17 protein-coding genes and 1 riboswitch are annotated in these 16,973 nt (G+C 33.5%); of the genes, 10 read left to right on the top strand and 7 right to left on the bottom strand.

What is annotated here, in order from left to right:
* The first annotated feature begins 2 nt into the window (after window positions 1-2).
* Entirely contained in the window at window positions 3-491 is a 489-nt protein-coding gene (locus tag ACSVDA_RS16135; RefSeq protein ID WP_485884437.1) for a YpoC family protein, read from the top strand.
* A 301-nt stretch (window positions 492-792) separates the two neighbouring features.
* Here ACSVDA_RS16135 and ACSVDA_RS16130 read toward each other — a convergent pair whose 3' ends face one another.
* Both ACSVDA_RS16130 and recU read right to left on the bottom strand, forming a co-directional pair.
* Complete coding sequence (locus tag ACSVDA_RS16130) at window positions 793-3,339, bottom strand: transglycosylase domain-containing protein (RefSeq protein ID WP_485884436.1); 2,547 nt, start codon at window positions 3,337-3,339, stop codon at window positions 793-795.
* 40 nt (window positions 3,340-3,379) lie between these two features.
* Window positions 3,380-3,979: a Holliday junction resolvase RecU gene (gene recU, locus ACSVDA_RS16125; protein ID WP_485884435.1), complete on the bottom strand. Its 600-nt coding sequence runs from the start codon at window positions 3,977-3,979 to the stop codon at window positions 3,380-3,382.
* 666 nt (window positions 3,980-4,645) lie between these two features.
* Between recU and ACSVDA_RS16120 the strand changes: the two genes are divergently transcribed.
* The 3 genes from ACSVDA_RS16120 to thiC all read left to right on the top strand — a co-directional run bounded on the left by ACSVDA_RS16120 (window position 4,646) and on the right by thiC (window position 7,466).
* A complete protein-coding gene (locus ACSVDA_RS16120; RefSeq protein WP_214481252.1) occupies window positions 4,646-4,855 on the top strand; it encodes a hypothetical protein in 210 nt (69 codons plus the stop codon).
* A 107-nt stretch (window positions 4,856-4,962) separates the two neighbouring features.
* Complete coding sequence (locus ACSVDA_RS16115; protein ID WP_485884434.1) at window positions 4,963-5,331, top strand: DUF1798 family protein; 369 nt, start codon at window positions 4,963-4,965, stop codon at window positions 5,329-5,331.
* A gap of 77 nt (window positions 5,332-5,408) precedes the next feature.
* Window positions 5,409-5,523: riboswitch (TPP riboswitch) on the top strand.
* A 176-nt stretch (window positions 5,524-5,699) separates the two neighbouring features.
* Window positions 5,700-7,466, top strand: coding sequence for a phosphomethylpyrimidine synthase ThiC (gene thiC, locus ACSVDA_RS16110; protein WP_485884433.1), 1,767 nt, complete (start codon window positions 5,700-5,702; stop codon window positions 7,464-7,466).
* Between the two features lie 91 nt (window positions 7,467-7,557).
* On the opposite strand, the gene ACSVDA_RS16105 is transcribed toward thiC, so the two are convergent.
* Window positions 7,558-7,725 (bottom strand): hypothetical protein, encoded by a 168-nt coding sequence (locus ACSVDA_RS16105; RefSeq protein WP_485884432.1) that lies wholly within the window; start codon window positions 7,723-7,725, stop codon window positions 7,558-7,560.
* Between the two features lie 256 nt (window positions 7,726-7,981).
* Between ACSVDA_RS16105 and ACSVDA_RS16100 the strand changes: the two genes are divergently transcribed.
* Window positions 7,982-8,521: a hypothetical protein gene (locus ACSVDA_RS16100; RefSeq protein WP_485884431.1), complete on the top strand. Its 540-nt coding sequence runs from the start codon at window positions 7,982-7,984 to the stop codon at window positions 8,519-8,521.
* Between the two features lie 175 nt (window positions 8,522-8,696).
* Here ACSVDA_RS16100 and ACSVDA_RS16095 read toward each other — a convergent pair whose 3' ends face one another.
* Window positions 8,697-8,894: a YppF family protein gene (locus tag ACSVDA_RS16095; RefSeq protein ID WP_214481247.1), complete on the bottom strand. Its 198-nt coding sequence runs from the start codon at window positions 8,892-8,894 to the stop codon at window positions 8,697-8,699.
* A 458-nt stretch (window positions 8,895-9,352) separates the two neighbouring features.
* On the opposite strand from ACSVDA_RS16095, the gene ACSVDA_RS16090 reads away from it, so the two are divergent.
* The 4 genes from ACSVDA_RS16090 (at window position 9,353) to ACSVDA_RS16075 (ending at window position 15,571) form a co-directional block, all read left to right on the top strand.
* Window positions 9,353-12,523, top strand: a complete 3,171-nt coding sequence (locus tag ACSVDA_RS16090) for a hybrid sensor histidine kinase/response regulator (RefSeq protein ID WP_485884430.1) — start codon at window positions 9,353-9,355, stop codon at window positions 12,521-12,523.
* Window positions 12,523-13,626, top strand: a complete 1,104-nt coding sequence (locus ACSVDA_RS16085) for a response regulator (RefSeq protein ID WP_485884429.1) — start codon at window positions 12,523-12,525, stop codon at window positions 13,624-13,626. The genes ACSVDA_RS16090 and ACSVDA_RS16085 overlap by 1 nt, the downstream gene beginning before the upstream one ends.
* A 339-nt stretch (window positions 13,627-13,965) precedes the next feature.
* Window positions 13,966-14,766 (top strand): FxLYD domain-containing protein, encoded by an 801-nt coding sequence (locus tag ACSVDA_RS16080; protein ID WP_485884428.1) that lies wholly within the window; start codon window positions 13,966-13,968, stop codon window positions 14,764-14,766.
* A 379-nt stretch (window positions 14,767-15,145) separates the two neighbouring features.
* A complete protein-coding gene (locus ACSVDA_RS16075; protein WP_485884427.1) occupies window positions 15,146-15,571 on the top strand; it encodes a YppG family protein in 426 nt (141 codons plus the stop codon).
* Window positions 15,572-15,730: 159 nt separating this feature from the next.
* Here ACSVDA_RS16075 and ACSVDA_RS16070 read toward each other — a convergent pair whose 3' ends face one another.
* The 3 genes from ACSVDA_RS16070 to ACSVDA_RS16060 are packed head-to-tail and all read right to left on the bottom strand — an operon-like array spanning window position 15,731 to window position 16,461.
* Entirely contained in the window at window positions 15,731-15,973 is a 243-nt protein-coding gene (locus ACSVDA_RS16070; protein WP_320210077.1) for an Acb2/Tad1 domain-containing protein, read from the bottom strand.
* A gap of 36 nt (window positions 15,974-16,009) precedes the next feature.
* Entirely contained in the window at window positions 16,010-16,261 is a 252-nt protein-coding gene (locus ACSVDA_RS16065; RefSeq protein ID WP_485884426.1) for a sporulation protein, read from the bottom strand.
* 17 nt (window positions 16,262-16,278) lie between these two features.
* A complete protein-coding gene (locus ACSVDA_RS16060) occupies window positions 16,279-16,461 on the bottom strand; it encodes a hypothetical protein (protein ID WP_485884425.1) in 183 nt (60 codons plus the stop codon).
* Between the two features lie 282 nt (window positions 16,462-16,743).
* On the opposite strand from ACSVDA_RS16060, the gene ACSVDA_RS16055 reads away from it, so the two are divergent.
* Window positions 16,744-16,893 (top strand): hypothetical protein, encoded by a 150-nt coding sequence (locus ACSVDA_RS16055; RefSeq protein ID WP_485884424.1) that lies wholly within the window; start codon window positions 16,744-16,746, stop codon window positions 16,891-16,893.
* The last annotated feature ends 80 nt before the right edge of the window (window positions 16,894-16,973 follow it).

Below are 16,973 nucleotides of genomic sequence, written 5' to 3'. Positions count from 1 at the left end.
ATATGAAAAATACACTCTTTTTCCCTGATTCTATTACAAAACTAAATATTAACCTACATAATTCATTTGAATTGAACTTTGATATAAATTATTTTGGTTACGACATTGCCGCACATAACGATGTAGATACTATTAAGCCATGGCTGTCGATAGAGCAATATATTCCTTTAGTAATAACTAAATGGAAGGGGATTGAACCAGAGTTAACTCAACACTTTCAGCAGAGGAAAAAAACGAATATCAAACAAGCGATTGTTCAATCATTAGGTTTGTTCTTATCTATGCTTTTTTGGATGAACAGCAGGCCTGTAACGAATCTTATTAATATCCAAGAACCAATTCAACAATTTAAATACAAACCGATCAATGTAAGTGAAAGAATTGATTTTATAATGAAAAAACCACATCAATTTCATTCTTTTATACAGCTTTGTGAGTTATTTCAAGAAAGTACTAAAATATATTATAAGATTATTGCATTACAAAAATAACGTTCATACTTATAGTAGAAATTAGCTAGTAAGAAAGGCTCTTCTCTTTTCGTAAACTTTGTTGCTATTGTTACAGGATTATACATAGTTATCATCAACTTACATAAGAAATGATGTCACGAGTGATAGGTGTATACGTGAATAACGAAAAACTATGATCTATGCGAAAACAACTTTAGTTAAAAACCTTCTTTCTACAGGTCAAATTTTATAAAAAAATGACTTTTGTTCAACCTCCATTTGGACAAGCTTCCCCACAAAAAAACAACAGGCTACCTCTCATAGCCTGTTGTTTTTTTATTTATTCTTCATTATTATCCTCTTCACTTGGAGGTGGTTCAGGTGGACGTTCATCATGGTCACCTTCATCAATCAATGGGTCTCCAATTTCTCCTTCATCATCAGTTCCCGGCTCTTCATCAAATAAGTCATCAAACGGATTTTCTATTTCTTCCTCAAATATCGGAATCTCAACAGAGGCACTTAATGGGTCACTTCTATTTTCTGGATTGCTGTCACTAACTGCTGAGATCTGATAAGAGTAGATAGCCCCTTCAATCGGATCAGGAACTAGGTAACTAAACTCTTTTGTAGTACCTATTACTTCATACGGGCCTTCATCAATTGATTGTTTAATTTCAAATGATATGTCACTTAACTTTTCCTCAGGTCCATCTAACGTGTAGTCCCACAATAATTGTAATGCATTAGCTCTTTCATCATATAAAGCTTCAAAACCATTAGGTGGGTCTATCTTATCGTATTTTTCTGAGACCTTAGTTGGTTCTGTGCCTTTCACAAAGTATTCGTAGACAATTTCATTTTGTGGTGTGAATTCACTAGGTAATTTTGCGGGATTTGACCCTTTTTCAACCTTTTGTTGAACAACACTGTTAGGTACAGTGAAATCAGCAGATTCACCACCTGATATGTGGGTGAATAGATTTTTAAATAGTTTACGCGCAATTTTTTCTTCATCTACGCTTTTAAAATATGCATCTTCACTAATTCGATTAAATCCTGTCCATATCGCTGCTGTATATTCTGTTGTATAGCCTGCAAACCATACGTCTTTCGTTGCATTTTCTGGTAAACCGTATTTTTGTATTTCTTCTATAGGGTAGTTAGTAGACCCTGTTTTACCGGCAACTGGGACTGCATTGCTAACAAAGGCATCCCGACCTGTCCCATTGGTGACAACCGATTTTAACATATCAGTTATCATAAAAGCAGTGTAATCTGACATTGCTTCTTCAGTTTCTGGCGTTAAATCTATTTCCCTTCCATCAGGAAAAACAATTTTAGTAACAGCATGAGGTTGATTATAAAACCCTTCATTACCAAAGGCACTGAATGCACCTGCCATGTCTAATGTAGATACACCAGTACTAAATCCACCTATAGCATATGGTTCGTAAATTTGTTTTTCTAGTGGGATTCCTAACCCAACCGCAAAGTCTCTTGCTTTATCGAGACCGACTTCTCTCAATGCTTTAACTGCTGGAACATTAACTGACTGTTCTATAGCGTATCTCATAGACATCCAGCCTCTATATCCATCATACCAATTATATATTTGTTTATTAGAATCAGCATATGTCATTTGTTCGTCATTAATTTGTTCATATGTCGACCATTTTAAATGTTCAATTGCAGGACCATAATCAAGAACAGGTTTTATGGAAGATCCAGGTTGTGCTTTTGTATCTATAGCATAATTCCAACCTCTTGCAGCGTCTTGGTTACGCCCACCACCGATGGCTCGTATTTGACCTGTTTTCGTATCAAGTAATGTAATTCCTGCTTGAAGGTTCTCGTTTGGGAAGTTGACAACATTATTCGATTGTAACAGCTCATTAGTGTATTTTTGTGCTTCTGTATCTAACGTCGTATAGATTTCTAGGCCACCTGAATATAGATCGTAATCTCCAGATTCATTAATTTCCTCTATAACATAATCTAAAAAGGAGTCATAAGGTTCGGATTCTATTGTTGTTACATTCAGTGATTCTTCAACAGGTATTGCTTTGGCTTGTTCAGCCTGTTCAGCTGAAATAAAGCCATGTTGAGCCATTAAAGATAGTACAACATTTCTTCTTTCTTCTGCTGCTTCAGGATTTTTAATAGGATTGTAATTATTTGGACTTTGAGTCATTCCTGCTAGTAAAGCAGCCTGATGTAGTTGCATTTCATTTAAATTATCTTTATCAAGGCCGAAATATACTTCAGCTGCTTTGCCTACTCCGTACGTACTTCCACCTAAAAAGATTTTATTTAAATACAGTTCTAATATCTCTTCTTTTGATTTAATTTGTTCAAGCTTATATGCTAACCATGCCTCTTGAACTTTTCGACTAATTTTTTTTTCAGATGTTAACACATAGTTTTTGACAACTTGTTGTGTAATTGTACTGGCCCCTTCAGCACCGAAGCCTTCTGTAATATTAGCAAGAACAGCTCCACCTATTCGAATGGGGTCAATTCCATGATGTTCAAGAAAACGAGCGTCTTCAACGGCTAGAAATGCATCTTGAAGTACTGTTGGAATTTCGTTATATTTTACATACGTGCGTTTCTCTATCCCAAGCTCAGCAAATTCATTGCCATCTTTATCAAATACCTTTGAAGAGAATGAGGCTTGAAATGCTTGTTCATCTAATGGAGGTACATCTTTAATGATTACATAAAAGGCGATTGCTCCAACAATAGCACCAATAATACCTAACGTAAAAAATACTAAAATAAGTTTCTTAATAAATTGAAAGATACTTTTTTTAGGTTTTTGTTTACTTTTATGGTTACGTTCAGCTTGTTTACGTGCTGTTCTTGACTGTGATTGACTTGCCATGTGGTATTCCTACCTTTCAACTTAATAATTCGTAGCATAGTTATGAGAAATAAATATTATCTAATATGTTAAGATAGTCAATACGGGGCTTATAGCCTAGCGGGACATCATGACCTAAATCCACTATCTCTTGTTTTGTTATTGATTTTCTATCTCCTTTTTTCATACGGTCCCAAAAACTTAACAGGTGGGTAGCTTCTAGCAGAAAGATCTGCTCATTTTTAGTAAATCGTAAAATGACAAAACACAATCCATTATGATTTATTACATCACGCATATGTTTAATTTGATGGTCGTGAAAGTTTTGCAAAGGGAATGATGTTTTGTTTCTAGTTTCTTTAGCTTCAAAATCTATATACCTACCTTTGTAAATACCATTATAGTCAGTAGTTGAAGCTTGCTTAAAATACGCTTCTTTAATAACAGCAGCACTTCTTTTCGGATAGTCAACTTGTACGATTTGAACTGGCGTTGGCTTTTTGTGAATAACCGCTATATTGTGTAGTAAATAATAATTATTAGAGTCATTAATATCCTCTTCCAAAGTCATACCACGATTACTGTATGAAGCTTTTTTAGCGGTATTAGTATCTTTATTTTGATTTTCTTTATATAATTTACCATTCGGATAGCGAATCACTGATTCATCCTCCTCACCTAACTTCACCAACTATCATAACAAATAATAAAACTACATTGTAACGATTTTAACAAAGTGTCATCATAATGATGTTAAAAAAAAAGTATAGGTGTTTTTTTAAGTTATGGCAAGTGATAAACTTCTTGTTACACGTTATTTAGCCTCAAACAATTAGACGAATGAACGTATAAAAATGTTACAAATATAATTTTTGAGTGAGGTAAACTATTGGAGAGTGTACTATGAGGACATGTATTTGAGGTGATTCACACGTAATATATTAAGATGAGGGAAGGCTAGCCCTCATCTCTTAGTTTCAAGTTAAGTAGCAGGTTTATTAGGGCCTTCTAGTTTTGGGTTACCATATCCCGTTGCTTTCTGTTTATTTTCTCGCGTATTTTGCTGCTGTTTGTTTTTATTTTTGGCCAACTAAAACACCTCCTAACAATTAGTGTAAACAATCCTGCTATTTTCATGCGAACTGCGTTGTCGAATTGTTGCAAATATAAAATTGTCGACTTTCTTTGTTGAATTACTTCTAGTTTTGTCAATCGTGGAGGTGTAGAGCTTAACATCACGAAACTATAACGTATAAGTCAAAGGAAGATATGTTTAGTTCAATGATTGTAAGTAAGTTAAATATACTGACGAGGAGGAAGAAAATAAATGGAATTGACCAATAAAGAATTGCAGAATTCGGTGTTTGATGAATTGCTTGACTATCTTGAATTAATAGATCAAAAGCTAGTTAATCATGTTGAAGAACACATAGGTATATATGTTGAGCAACAACAAAGGAATATTAAAACTATATCAAATAACCTTCATAAAATAGAAAATATATATGACCATAACATCATCGACATTGCACTCTAATCCCACAAAGAAATTCAGCAAAAGATACCCTCGCTATCCTTTCAATCAATCCATTGAATTGATATAATAATACTGGAAACTTAAGTAGATTAATTGGAGAAAATAATATGGAAAATTACGAAAAATTAATAAAATTAACAAATATGTTAAAGACATTTAATAATAAATGCATAGATATACTGGAGCAAAGAAAAGAGCTTACTCATGTTGAAGTTGATTTTTATCGTGAGGTATATCCGTTTGCTAATGAAGTTAATAAAATTCTTGATATGTGGAAAATCAGTGCTTTGCAATGGATTAATGAACAAAACCCTAAATATATTTATCCATTGCAAATTGAATCGACTATTGAAAATTTACAAACATTGTCTGTTCAAGCTTTTTATAATGAAGGTAAGGGGAAGCGTTTGTTAAACCTTCATCAATCAGTTGATTATTTATTGAATGCGATGATAAGTGAACTTAAAGAAAAATAATAATAAATTGTATAATTTCTTTTTTCTCTATTCACAACAATATTAATTGTGTTATAGTATTAACGATAACAACATATGTTCACTACTAGGGGGGTCCAATAGCTTGGACTGAGAGAAGAGCGCGGTAAAGTTCTTTGACTCTTAGAACCTGATCTGGCTCATACCAGCGTAGGGAAGTAGAATTCGACCAGCTTATTATTACTTTAGCTATGTCATAAATTACTTTCAACAAAAGGGTTCTCAATTTTGAGAACCCTTTTTTAGTTGGTATGGGTTAGCAATTTCATAAGATAGTTGGAAGATGTATACTTCATTCAGACCGACTATCTGACAGTTGATTCATTCATATTATTGAGGAGGAATTTTCAATGACAAAAGAAAGTATTGCACAAAATATGACATTTCCTTGTAGCAAGAAGGTTTATGTACAAGGGCACCAAGCTGGCGTAAAAGTTCCGATGAGAGAAATTGAGCTTCACCCTACTAGTGGCACTTTTGGCGAGGAAGAAAATGAACCTGTGAGAGTATACGATACGAGTGGACCGTATACAGACGTTGCATATGCTGTCGACATACGAAAAGGTCTTCCAAAGCTACGAGATGACTGGATTAATAAACGAAATGATGTAGAACAGTATGAAGGCCGTGAAATACAGCCAGAGGATAATGGATATTTAGAATCAGATCCTCGTTCAAATCTTGAACAATTTCCACATATTAACAAGCAGCCTCTACGAGCAAAAAGTGGCGGATGCGTTACACAATTGCATTATGCAAGAAAGGGTATAATAACCCCTGAAATGGAATTTATTGCTATACGTGAAAATATGAGCCCAGAGTTTGTACGAGATGAAGTAGCTAGTGGACGTGCGATCATTCCAGCAAATATTAATCATCCAGAAAGTGAACCGATGATTATAGGTAAAAACTTCCACGTGAAAATTAATGCGAATATTGGCAATTCGGCCGTCTCGTCATCCATCGATGAGGAAGTAGAAAAAATGACATGGGCTATTCGTTGGGGTGCAGATACGATGATGGACTTGTCTACAGGGAAAAATATACATACAACGAGAGAATGGATAATTAGAAATGCACCAGTTCCAGTCGGTACAGTTCCTATTTATCAAGCGCTTGAAAAAGTAAATGGCATTGCGGAAGACTTAACGTGGGAAGTATATCGTGACACATTAATTGAGCAGGCTGAACAAGGTGTAGATTACTTTACGATTCATGCAGGGGTACTTTTGAGATATATACCAATGACTGCAAAGCGTACTACAGGAATTGTTTCTAGAGGTGGTTCCATTTTAGCGCAGTGGTGTTTAGCACATCATGAAGAAAACTTTCTATATACTCATTTTGAAGATATTTGTGAAATCTTAAAAACATATGATATATCAGTTTCTTTAGGAGATGGTCTCCGTCCAGGTTCCATTGCTGATGCGAATGATGAAGCGCAGTTTGCTGAATTGGAAACATTGGGTGAATTAACGAAAATTGCTTGGAAGCATGATGTTCAAGTGATGATTGAAGGACCTGGTCATGTTCCGATGCACCTTATAAAAGAAAATGTGGATAAACAACAAGAAGTTTGTCACGATGCGCCATTTTACACACTAGGACCATTAACGACAGACATTGCACCTGGCTATGATCATATTACTTCTGCAATAGGTGCTGCAATGATAGGCTGGTTTGGAACGGCGATGCTATGCTATGTAACACCTAAAGAACACCTAGGCTTACCGAACAAAGAAGATGTTCGCGAAGGAGTTATTGCTTACAAAATTGCTGCCCATGCAGCAGATCTTGCGAAAGGACATCCTGGTGCTCAAAATCGAGATGATGCACTTTCTAAGGCACGCTTTGAGTTTAGGTGGCACGATCAATTTAACCTTTCGTTAGACCCAGAGCGAGCACGTGAATATCACGATGAAACATTGCCTGCCGAAGGTGCTAAAACAGCCCATTTTTGCTCAATGTGTGGGCCTAAGTTTTGTTCAATGAGAATATCTCAAGATATTCGAGATATGGCAAAAGACCAAGGTAAAAATGAGTCTGTAGTGATAGAAGAAGGAATGAAGCAAAAGGCAGAGGAATTTACGCAAACAGGCTCTAATATATACGGCTAAATCTTCTATATAGTGAGAAGTAGGCGAATAGCGCTTACTTCTCATTTGTTTTTACTATGAACTTTCATTAACAGACTATTTCTAACAAAACTTATTCTTTTTCCACGTGAATTGAAACTGGACGATCTTTCCTCGTAGCTACTGTTTCGATTGCAAATTCTGCTTCTTCTTTATGTTTTGCTGCTACATTTTGTCCGAATTTATGTTTGGTGTTTTTATAACCTTTCCGTTTATGATTAAAATGCTTACCACGACCCATCCTTAATTCCTCCTATGTATAGTTTTCCATCTTTATTACTATTGGGTAAAAAGGCGATAAATATAACTTTTATTCAAAATAAAATGGAATTTAATGATAAAATAAGATCAAACTTCATTAATATCCATAAAAAGAAAAAAATGAAAATATTTCCTATGGATCTTTTGAACTGATCTCTATAAGTGGGATATATTTTAATGATGTTAAGAAAAGTGTATTTTTAACTTGAACGTATTAACTGGAATGGAGTGGTGAGGTGAAAAAAGAATGGTTAATTATTCTATCGGGGCCGATCATTATTTTAATAACTGTTGGAGTGATTCTAACTATCAATTTATACAAGGATTTTAAAGAAAGCGGGTTTTCAACATGGAGCCACACGTGGATTCCACTAGAATCATTAAGAGATAATGACGCATTCCATTTGTCATATGGCATGAAATGGAATGGTGTAGGTAGTCCAATTATAAAAGAAATTACAATAATAAAAAGTGATGGTACAGCATTAAATGAGAGTGATAGATTATCAGCTATACCTTATATTTATGTAAGTGGATCTTATGGAAGCTTAGCTGAAAATGAGGAAAGGAAAATAGATACCGTATATCGAGATATTCAAGACTATCAACCTGATAAAGAAAGGTTTGTATTGACATATGTACTAAGAATGGAGGAATTTGATCAATCTTACAAGACGACTGAAATTAAGAAGTTGAAAATAAAATATAAGCTTTTTGGTATAGAGCGTGTTCAGTTCATTGATTTTGATGGTTTTTTTAGGAAAATTGATAGTTAGTAGCTTAGGTATTGGATAAAAATAGAGGGGATTATAGTATCCCCTCCATATTATGTCTTATAATATGATGTCATAGTTTTTTAGATGAATAGTAAGAGATTAGCCAATTATGTTTTATTATCTGGAGTCAAATGAACGTGAAAGCCCATTTTGACTTGCAGCTCGCATATATCGTTTAGACGATTTCATCTACAACATACTCAGGCTTCTGCGCTCCATCAGTCTCTAATTGACGTACAATATTTCTGTAATCTCTAATGGGAAGGTTTCCATGCAAGTAGATTTGTCTTGCGAAATCAAGCAATTCATTACCATCAATAGGTTCATATTTCCTTTGAGAAATAAAGTGGTTACGCAATTCTTGAACATTCATGAGAACCCCTCCGATTAATATAATTTATTTATATGGTATCACGAAAAAGCACTCTTTTAAAAAATTTTAAATATTGAGAATTCCGACAATTACTTACATTTATTTTATTTTTTTCTAATTAGCTATTTTTAAATAAATTGTTTGCTTTAAGTACAAAAATATGCACATAAATATATACACTATTAGCTGTCATTCCTTTATAAATATGGTGTTAACCGAATAAAACCTTTTCTTACTGCTAATTTATTTCAAAAGCAATACAGTTTAAGAAAAGTGTTGCTGTCGTTTTTTTCATAAACATTACGCGTATACAACTAGTTTTCAATAGAAATTAGATCAAACTATTACTAATAGTGACTTAATGATACACATTAAAAAAAGATTCTTTTGTCACGATATTGTGTAGTATAATTGTTTATTCTGTTATTTATATAGAATTTTTTATTAGGAGAAATTAGATGAGTAAGCATGAACGTCAAATGATAATTATTGGGTTAATATTAGCTATACTTTTTCTATACTTTTTAAATCCGGTGACTAATTCTAATCCATCTGCTCCAACTGCTAATAAAGGTGTAATCGACCTTACCAATTGGAACTTTAAAAAGGATGGCTTAGTTAGTCTTAATGGGTATTGGGGATTTTATGAAGATGAACTATTACAACCTGCTATTTTAGATAAGAACGAATTTAGTTATAACTATCAAAATGTCCCGAATGTTGGTAATCAAGTACGAGATACGAGTGTAATAAATATAGATGGTTTTGCTACATATCGACTAAAGGTATTTTTAAATGAAAAACATACTGACCAACTTTTCGGACTTAAAATTAATGATATACGCATGGCACATAAATTGTTTATTAACGGTTATTTAGTAGGACAGAGTGGGGAGCCTACCAACAATGTTGAGACGCAACAAATCGGTAATATTCCTTATGTAAAGTATTTCCCGCTAAGTCAAACCTCTTTTGAAATAGTCATACAAGTATCTAAATATGATTATTATGATGGGGGTATCATTGACGATATAGAATTTGGCCTTCAAGAGGACATATCTAAGTTACAATTAATCTCTTTTGGTACAGATTTAGCAATTATTTTTGTTTTGTTGTTATTTTGTGTATACCATTTGTGTATTTATTTTATGAAAATGAAAAGTAACAAGTTTTATTTCTACAATGGATTATTTTTCTTATGTTTATTAATCTCTTACTCATGTAGAAGTGAGAAGCTATTTATGTTGTTTTTTCCATCAATTTCAATTGATACGGCCTATAAGATTCAAGATATATCAGCATATAGCGCAATTTTATTCATATTCCTATTCCTTCATACGTTAGATTCGACTTTACTTTCTAAAAGAGTTGTGCGTATTGCATGCTCACTCTTAATGGTGTATCCTTTAACAGTTTTGCTGTTACCTTATGATAAATATACTCATATGGAGATGGTCTTCGTATTTATTAGCGGAGGTTGTTTAAGTTTTATTTTCTTTAAGTTAGTGTGGGTATTTTATAAAAGAAAATATGATGATGTAGAGAAAAGAGAGCTATTACTATTTTCTAGTATATTTATTTTTCTGTTCTTTATGTACTTCGGTACGATTAATTTCTTTGATATTATGGTAGCTTTGACAGGAGAATATATTCAATGGGAACCGATTATAAAAACTCGATCTCAAATTATTTATGATTTAGGGCAATACAGAGAAATAAGTATAGTTATCTTTGTAGCGGTGATGTATATTTTATTAGCTCTTCGATATACACATACTTTTGGCAAGCTTGAAAATTTATCAAATAAGTTAATTTCAATGAACAAAATGAAAGATGAGTTTTTAGCAAAAACTTCTCATGAATTAAAAACACCATTACACGGTATTGTTAATATTTCTTCATACTTGCTAGAGAAAAAAGATCAAATGTCAAATAACGATAGGAATAATCTTACACTCATTCACGACACCTCAGTTAAGCTATCCAATCTAGTAAATGATTTAATTGATGTCTCCAGACTGAGAAATGGACAATTGCAGTTACACATAGCAACTGTAGATATTCAAGTATCAACTCAAATCGTGTTTGACGTTCTCGCATTTGAAGTGCAAGGGAAAAATATTGACTTAATAAATAATCTCCACGATTATCCGCTAGTAGAAGCTGACGAAAATCGTTTACGCCAAATCTTGTATAACTTAATTCATAACGCGATAAAGCATACAGAGCATGGAGAAATTACTGTTTCTTCTCAAAAAATAGAAGAAACTTTATACATATATGTAGAGGATACGGGAATAGGAATCCCAGATGAGAAAAGAGAAGAGATATTTAGTTATTACGAACAATTAGATCAATTTATACAAGTTGATGGCTATCAAAGTATGGGTTTAGGGTTATATATTAGTAGGCAATTAGTAGAAAAGATGAATGGCCATATTTGGGTTGATTGGACTGAGGTTGGTATAGGGTCTAGATTTTGTTTTACTCTACCTATTGTTCAAAGTCCGAAGCTAGTCGAAGAAGTTGGATCAAATACAACTACATCTACACTTAAACAAAATGAGGATTTACAAAACGATAACGACAGTACTTCTAACTCTGATCAAACGATCCTCATCGTAGATGACGAACGTGCCAATATTCAAGTGCTTCAAAATATGTTATCAAAGCAACATTTTAAAGTAATAATTTCATTTTCAGCTAAAGATGCTTTAAGTAAACTCAATGAACATCCTCATATTGACCTTGTTATAACTGATGTAATGATGCCACAAATGTCGGGAATTGAGCTTTGTCAAAAAATAAGAGAGTCAAAATCATTCATAACATTACCTGTTTTGTTAGCAACAGTGAAAGATATGCCAGAAGACATCGCTCTTGGATTTAGTGCTGGAGCGAACGATTATATTACGAAACCCTTTGACTCCAACACAATATTAGCGAGAATTCAAACATTGCTTGCTATGAAAACATCGATGGAGAATGCTTTCAATAATGAACTAGCTTTTTTACAAGCACAAATAAAGCCACACTTTTTACATAATGCTCTAAGCACAATTGCATCTCTATGTTATACAAATGTTGATGATGCTATTCGTTTGCTCAAAATGTTAAACCAATATTTACGTATCATTTACAACACAACTCCTCAAACGATGTTTATACCACTAGAGCAAGAATTACAGTTAATAGAGGCGTATGTGGAAATTGAAAGAGTTAGGTTTAAGTGGCTTAACTTTACAGCGACCATAGATGATGGGTTAGATGGAATTTATATTCCTGCATTATGTATACAGCCTTTTGTTGAAAATGCGATTAGACATGGAGTATTTAATAAAAAAGGAGAAGGAAACGTTTCATTATCAATTATAAACTGTAAAACATCTATACTTATTATTATAGAAGATGACGGAGTGGGATTGTCCGAGGAAGCATTAAAGCAGTTTAAAAATGGAGAACTGAAAAATGCAGGGATAGGTATGACGAACATAAGAAGAAGGTTAGCATCTTTGAATGAAGAGCATATACAAGTTGATTCAAAAACAAACTGTGGAACTAAGATTACATTGGAATTACGAAAAAGAGTCAAGGGTGACTTGTATGATACTGAATTGGAGGGCTTGTAATGCTTAAAGTGATGATTGTAGAAGATGAACAACCAACGTTAGATTTGATGAATTTATTAATAAGTCAACAACCTCAATTAACTGTTGCTGGAAGCTATACAAGTCCAATAGAAGCATTGGAAATGTTCGCTGTCATTCGACCTGATGTAGTTTTTCTTGATGTAGAAATGCCCGAAATGAATGGCATCCAATTGGCAGAAAAAATAGTACAAATCGATCAAGATATCCAAATTGTATTTACAACAGCATATGAACAATATGCTGTTCAGGCATTTAAAGTTTATGCAGTTGACTACCTTGTAAAATTTGTTACTTCTGACGATATTAATAGAGTGACTTCCCGTTTACTAAAAAATCATTTGGACAAAACAAAACTAGCACAAATAAACTTAACAACGAAGACATTAATACAATGTTTAGGAAAATTTGAAGTAAGAGGTGAAGATGGAACAGTTGTAAAATGGCCTACAAGGAAAACAGAAGAGCTATTTGCGTATTTCCTCATCCATCCAAACCAAGTCATTAATAAGTGGAAATTGATGGACATGTTTTGGACGAAAAACGCAACTGTAAATCTCCACACGACTATTTCTAGATTGAAAAAAGTGTTGAAGGAAAATAATATGAAGTTACAAATTCGTAACTTAAACGACGGTTATATACTGGATGTCGAAACAGAATATTGTGATCTACTAACTTTTAAAGCGTATTTTGCGCACAATGACAAGGTAAATAAAGACAATCTTAAAATTAGTGAAAGAACCTTCCAAGTATATAAAGGGCATCTATTTGAAATGAAAGATTATTTATGGGTTTTAGGGGTTGAAGAAGAGCTGACAGTGATGTATGAAAAACTAACACGTGAATTAGCAAATTACTTTATAAAAGAAGGGGATATTAATCGCTCAGAAGAAGTTGTGAAAACATTTTTAACTTTATACCCTCTGCATGAAGAGATGACTATATTTCTTCTAAATATATATGCTAGCCATCATATTTATGAAAAAAGGTTAAAAGAATACTATAAAAACTATGTCAAGTTATTAAGGGATGAGCTCGGAGTCGAGCCTTCAAATGAAGTAAAACAGTTCATCCCCAACTAAACATAACTGAGTCAAGAGTGTTGTTTGAAATCTAATTATCAAACAGTACTCTTTTTTTTATACCGTAACCTTTATTTTATCAAACATATATTATTGGGGATTTTTCCATAATGATACGTCTAAATACCCTTAATCTTTGTAAGAAAATTGTAAGCATCGTTTGTTAATATCTTTTTGAAAGGCCGCTATCGTAAACTTTGTTGCTATTTTATATCTTATATGGTTGGCATAGTAATCTGAAATAAAAGCTGTAAGAAACTCAATGTGTATACATGTTTACTAACAACAAATCATTGCGATAATAACCTTTTGACAAACAGTGATTATAGGGGGAATTTGATGAAGAAGTTAAGTGCTTTACTTGTATTCATGTCTGTATTATTACTATTTATGGGATGTTCTAATGAAGAAAAATTATCAGGAGCGAGCGGAGGTTCGGCTACACCAACAGAAGATAGCAATACAGAAGAAGTTGAAGAAACTTCTGGAGTTAGTGTAGTTGAAGTTGAAGAAGAAGAAGCTGAAGTAGAAAATGTGAGTCTTGAAATTGTACAAGATAACGGTATAGCTTGGGTTGATTCTATAGGTACTATTTGGTTGCATTCTGCAGCAATTTATGAAAACACGGGTGAAGTACCTATTAAGATTGGTGAAACACAAATGAACTTTAAAGACCAGGAGGGAGGGATTTTAGGTACGGCAACGTGGATATATGCAGTACCAAATGTAGTTTTACCTGGTGAAAAAGCATTTGTTTCAGAAAGTGCAATTATTGATGGTATTACTGATGCTAGTCTATACAAAGAAACTACATATAATTTTGAGTTTAACGAAACAACTGAAGATCCTAATTTAATGGAAGTATCAGCAATTAAAGGGCTAAAAGGCGATGAATGGAACCCATATAAAGTAACAGGCATAGTGAAGAATACGAAGGACGAAAAACAAGAAAGTATTAGTGTCGCAGGTGCTTTATATGCAGAGGATGGAAAATTACTAGGTATTTTAAATGATTATATTGATGTTGGTTTAAATCCAGGAAGTGAAGCAGGGTTTGAATTATTATATCCAGATATTCCAATTGAATTTGCTGATCAAGTAGCTACTATTGAAGTGATGGCGTATGGTTGGAATGATTAAAATATTGCTATTTTGCAGTTAATATTCTTTTTTTGGTCTTATTATAGAAATTGTTGTTTTCGTAATTAAATTAGATAACTGAAAGGGCATTGTAACTGTCATTTTTAAAATAGATTGATGTTGTTAATATTACACATTTTGATTCTTTCCTACGATAAACACCATTTAATCGAAACCAGACTCATTCTAATAAACTAATCTTATAATTGATCCCCACCCTTACAGGTGGGGTCTTTCAATTTGGTGAAGTAGCTGTGTTTAGGCTCGTATCCTTCAATCAGAAATGAGGCTCTTTTCTCCACACGAATTTCAGCACAACACATCTTGCTTTGACATACATTATTAAGGCCAATATTAATTCCTATGGAGGGAAATAGCAATGAATGTGATGCATCAAAGAAACAATAGGTACCCATTCCCGCCAGTTTGGCGACCACCATTTCCACGACCACCATTTTCGCAAGGGCCTTTTGTACCTTTTCAACCTACTAGTCCAATTCCACCTACGACACCATTTGCACCATTTTCAATTTCACCAGGAATTCCTGCCGCTCCTGTAACACCGTTTCGGCCAAGGCCAAGGCCAAGACCAAATACGTTTCAGCCGTATCCAACACCATACCCATTACAACAACCGAATATGCAGCAACCTCAGCCTGGTTTCGGATCTATCATGAATCATTTCAAAAAAGATGACGGTTCTTATGACTATAGTAAGATGATGAATACAGCAGGACAAATGATGGGGGCGATGAATCAGTTTAATTCTGCTTTTAAAGGTTTTTCATCATTAATAAATCTATAACCATCTTTGTCACATAGAAATGTTTCTCACGTAGTTTGAACCTTGTGAAAATGGTTAACTGCTAATTGAAAGGATGACTCTTTATGTAGTGGGCAGAAGCTATCTTGAGAAGCTATATTGGTTCGGGGAATTTCTGCCCTAGAAGTCATCCTCTTAGCTCTAATGTTTTTCTAATTCAACCCTTTCACGTCTACAATGTAAAGCATAGTTAGCTGCTTCTAAGTTTGAAATGGCTAGTGAATTCTCCATGCTGTGAAAATCGCCATTTTGAAATGCTTTAAGCTTATTAATTAAGATAGGAAGAACGTCTTCTACTTGACAACCGTTTATCCCATTCTTATCGATAGCACCATCTTGAAATTTAATATTAATAAAATTATCATTGTTGCGTGTCAGCTTCATCACCCCATGACCTTTATTATTGGCTACTCATTATTACTAATACAGCAACTCATAAACCTCATTCAATTGCTCTACACGTTTGAAATCTTGTTCATCTAAAGCATATATTATTTCATCAGGTAAAACCTCATCTAAAAAAGATATTTCTTCTTCATTTAATTCCTTAACAAAATCTCCTTCACTGCGATACGTTTTTGCAAGAAGTTTTTCATATATTTGTTCCGATATATTGTGTTTCTCTAAATAGTTTGATAAGGTTTCTTGTAAATATCTTAATGTCTTATCCATAATGTTTGACACACCTTTTATGTTTGATCAAAATACTTTGTAAACTCCTCAACATCTTTCACATTTTCACTATAATAAGGGTTTTCCTCAACACTCGTTTCAGGATCAAGATTTGTTTTGATTACTATTCTTGGCTCTTTCGATGGGTCTAGATGAGTATCAGTTTGTATATGTTCTGGATTTTCATTCTTATTATTCACTACATCCACCTCCTACATATAACTTGCTTTTAATTTTTAAAAATATGTAATTTATAGTATGAAATATGAAGTGTATAATCTTTTTTCATGCGTCACAGACTATGTATTGGAGCATAGGGTCATGTCAATTCGTTGCTCCAAATGAATTGAAAAAGGAGGAGCATAGGTGACAAAGAAGCAAAATAAACCACAAAAAACAAACATGGAATTTGGAAACCAATTTACACAAAAACGTCCTAAAAAGGAAATGAATAATAAGAACAATAACTAGGAGGAATATGAATGACTAATCGAAACAATAACCGCAAGAGACAAAATAAATATCCGAACAATAGGAATGAGACTGAATTTGCTAATGAGCAATCCATTCAACATGATTCAACTCCAGAAAATAATCCTAAATACGGAAGTGAATCTCACAAAAATTCCTAATGGAATACATAAAAAGCAGCGAATGAATATTATCCTTCGCTGCTTTTTTATATAGTATTAATTTTTACTCCCGTTTTTTG

It is taken from the genome of Cytobacillus sp. Hm23, assembly GCF_051842895.1.
Classification (GTDB): Bacteria; Bacillota; Bacilli; order Bacillales; family SM2101; genus Nanhaiella.
The sequence above is the reverse complement of the archived record's forward strand: the minus strand, read 5'-3'. Positions and strand labels throughout refer to the sequence as shown.

Bases quoted from the DNA above. Each gene is read 5' to 3' on its own strand.
- ACSVDA_RS16135 (WP_485884437.1), top strand. From the start codon at position 3: ATGAAAAATACACTCTTTTTCCCTGATTCTATTACAAAACTAAATATT.
- ACSVDA_RS16130 (WP_485884436.1), bottom strand. From the start codon at position 3,339: ATGGCAAGTCAATCACAGTCAAGAACAGCACGTAAACAAGCTGAACGT.
- ACSVDA_RS16120 (WP_214481252.1), top strand. From the start codon at position 4,646: ATGGAATTGACCAATAAAGAATTGCAGAATTCGGTGTTTGATGAATTG.
- ACSVDA_RS16115 (WP_485884434.1), top strand. From the start codon at position 4,963: ATGGAAAATTACGAAAAATTAATAAAATTAACAAATATGTTAAAGACA.
- thiC (WP_485884433.1), top strand. From the start codon at position 5,700: ATGACAAAAGAAAGTATTGCACAAAATATGACATTTCCTTGTAGCAAG.
- ACSVDA_RS16105 (WP_485884432.1), bottom strand. From the start codon at position 7,725: ATGGGTCGTGGTAAGCATTTTAATCATAAACGGAAAGGTTATAAAAAC.
- ACSVDA_RS16095 (WP_214481247.1), bottom strand. From the start codon at position 8,894: ATGAATGTTCAAGAATTGCGTAACCACTTTATTTCTCAAAGGAAATAT.
- ACSVDA_RS16090 (WP_485884430.1), top strand. From the start codon at position 9,353: ATGAGTAAGCATGAACGTCAAATGATAATTATTGGGTTAATATTAGCT.
- ACSVDA_RS16085 (WP_485884429.1), top strand. From the start codon at position 12,523: ATGCTTAAAGTGATGATTGTAGAAGATGAACAACCAACGTTAGATTTG.
- ACSVDA_RS16080 (WP_485884428.1), top strand. From the start codon at position 13,966: ATGAAGAAGTTAAGTGCTTTACTTGTATTCATGTCTGTATTATTACTA.
- ACSVDA_RS16075 (WP_485884427.1), top strand. From the start codon at position 15,146: ATGAATGTGATGCATCAAAGAAACAATAGGTACCCATTCCCGCCAGTT.
- ACSVDA_RS16070 (WP_320210077.1), bottom strand. From the start codon at position 15,973: ATGAAGCTGACACGCAACAATGATAATTTTATTAATATTAAATTTCAA.
- ACSVDA_RS16065 (WP_485884426.1), bottom strand. From the start codon at position 16,261: ATGGATAAGACATTAAGATATTTACAAGAAACCTTATCAAACTATTTA.
- ACSVDA_RS16055 (WP_485884424.1), top strand. From the start codon at position 16,744: ATGACTAATCGAAACAATAACCGCAAGAGACAAAATAAATATCCGAAC.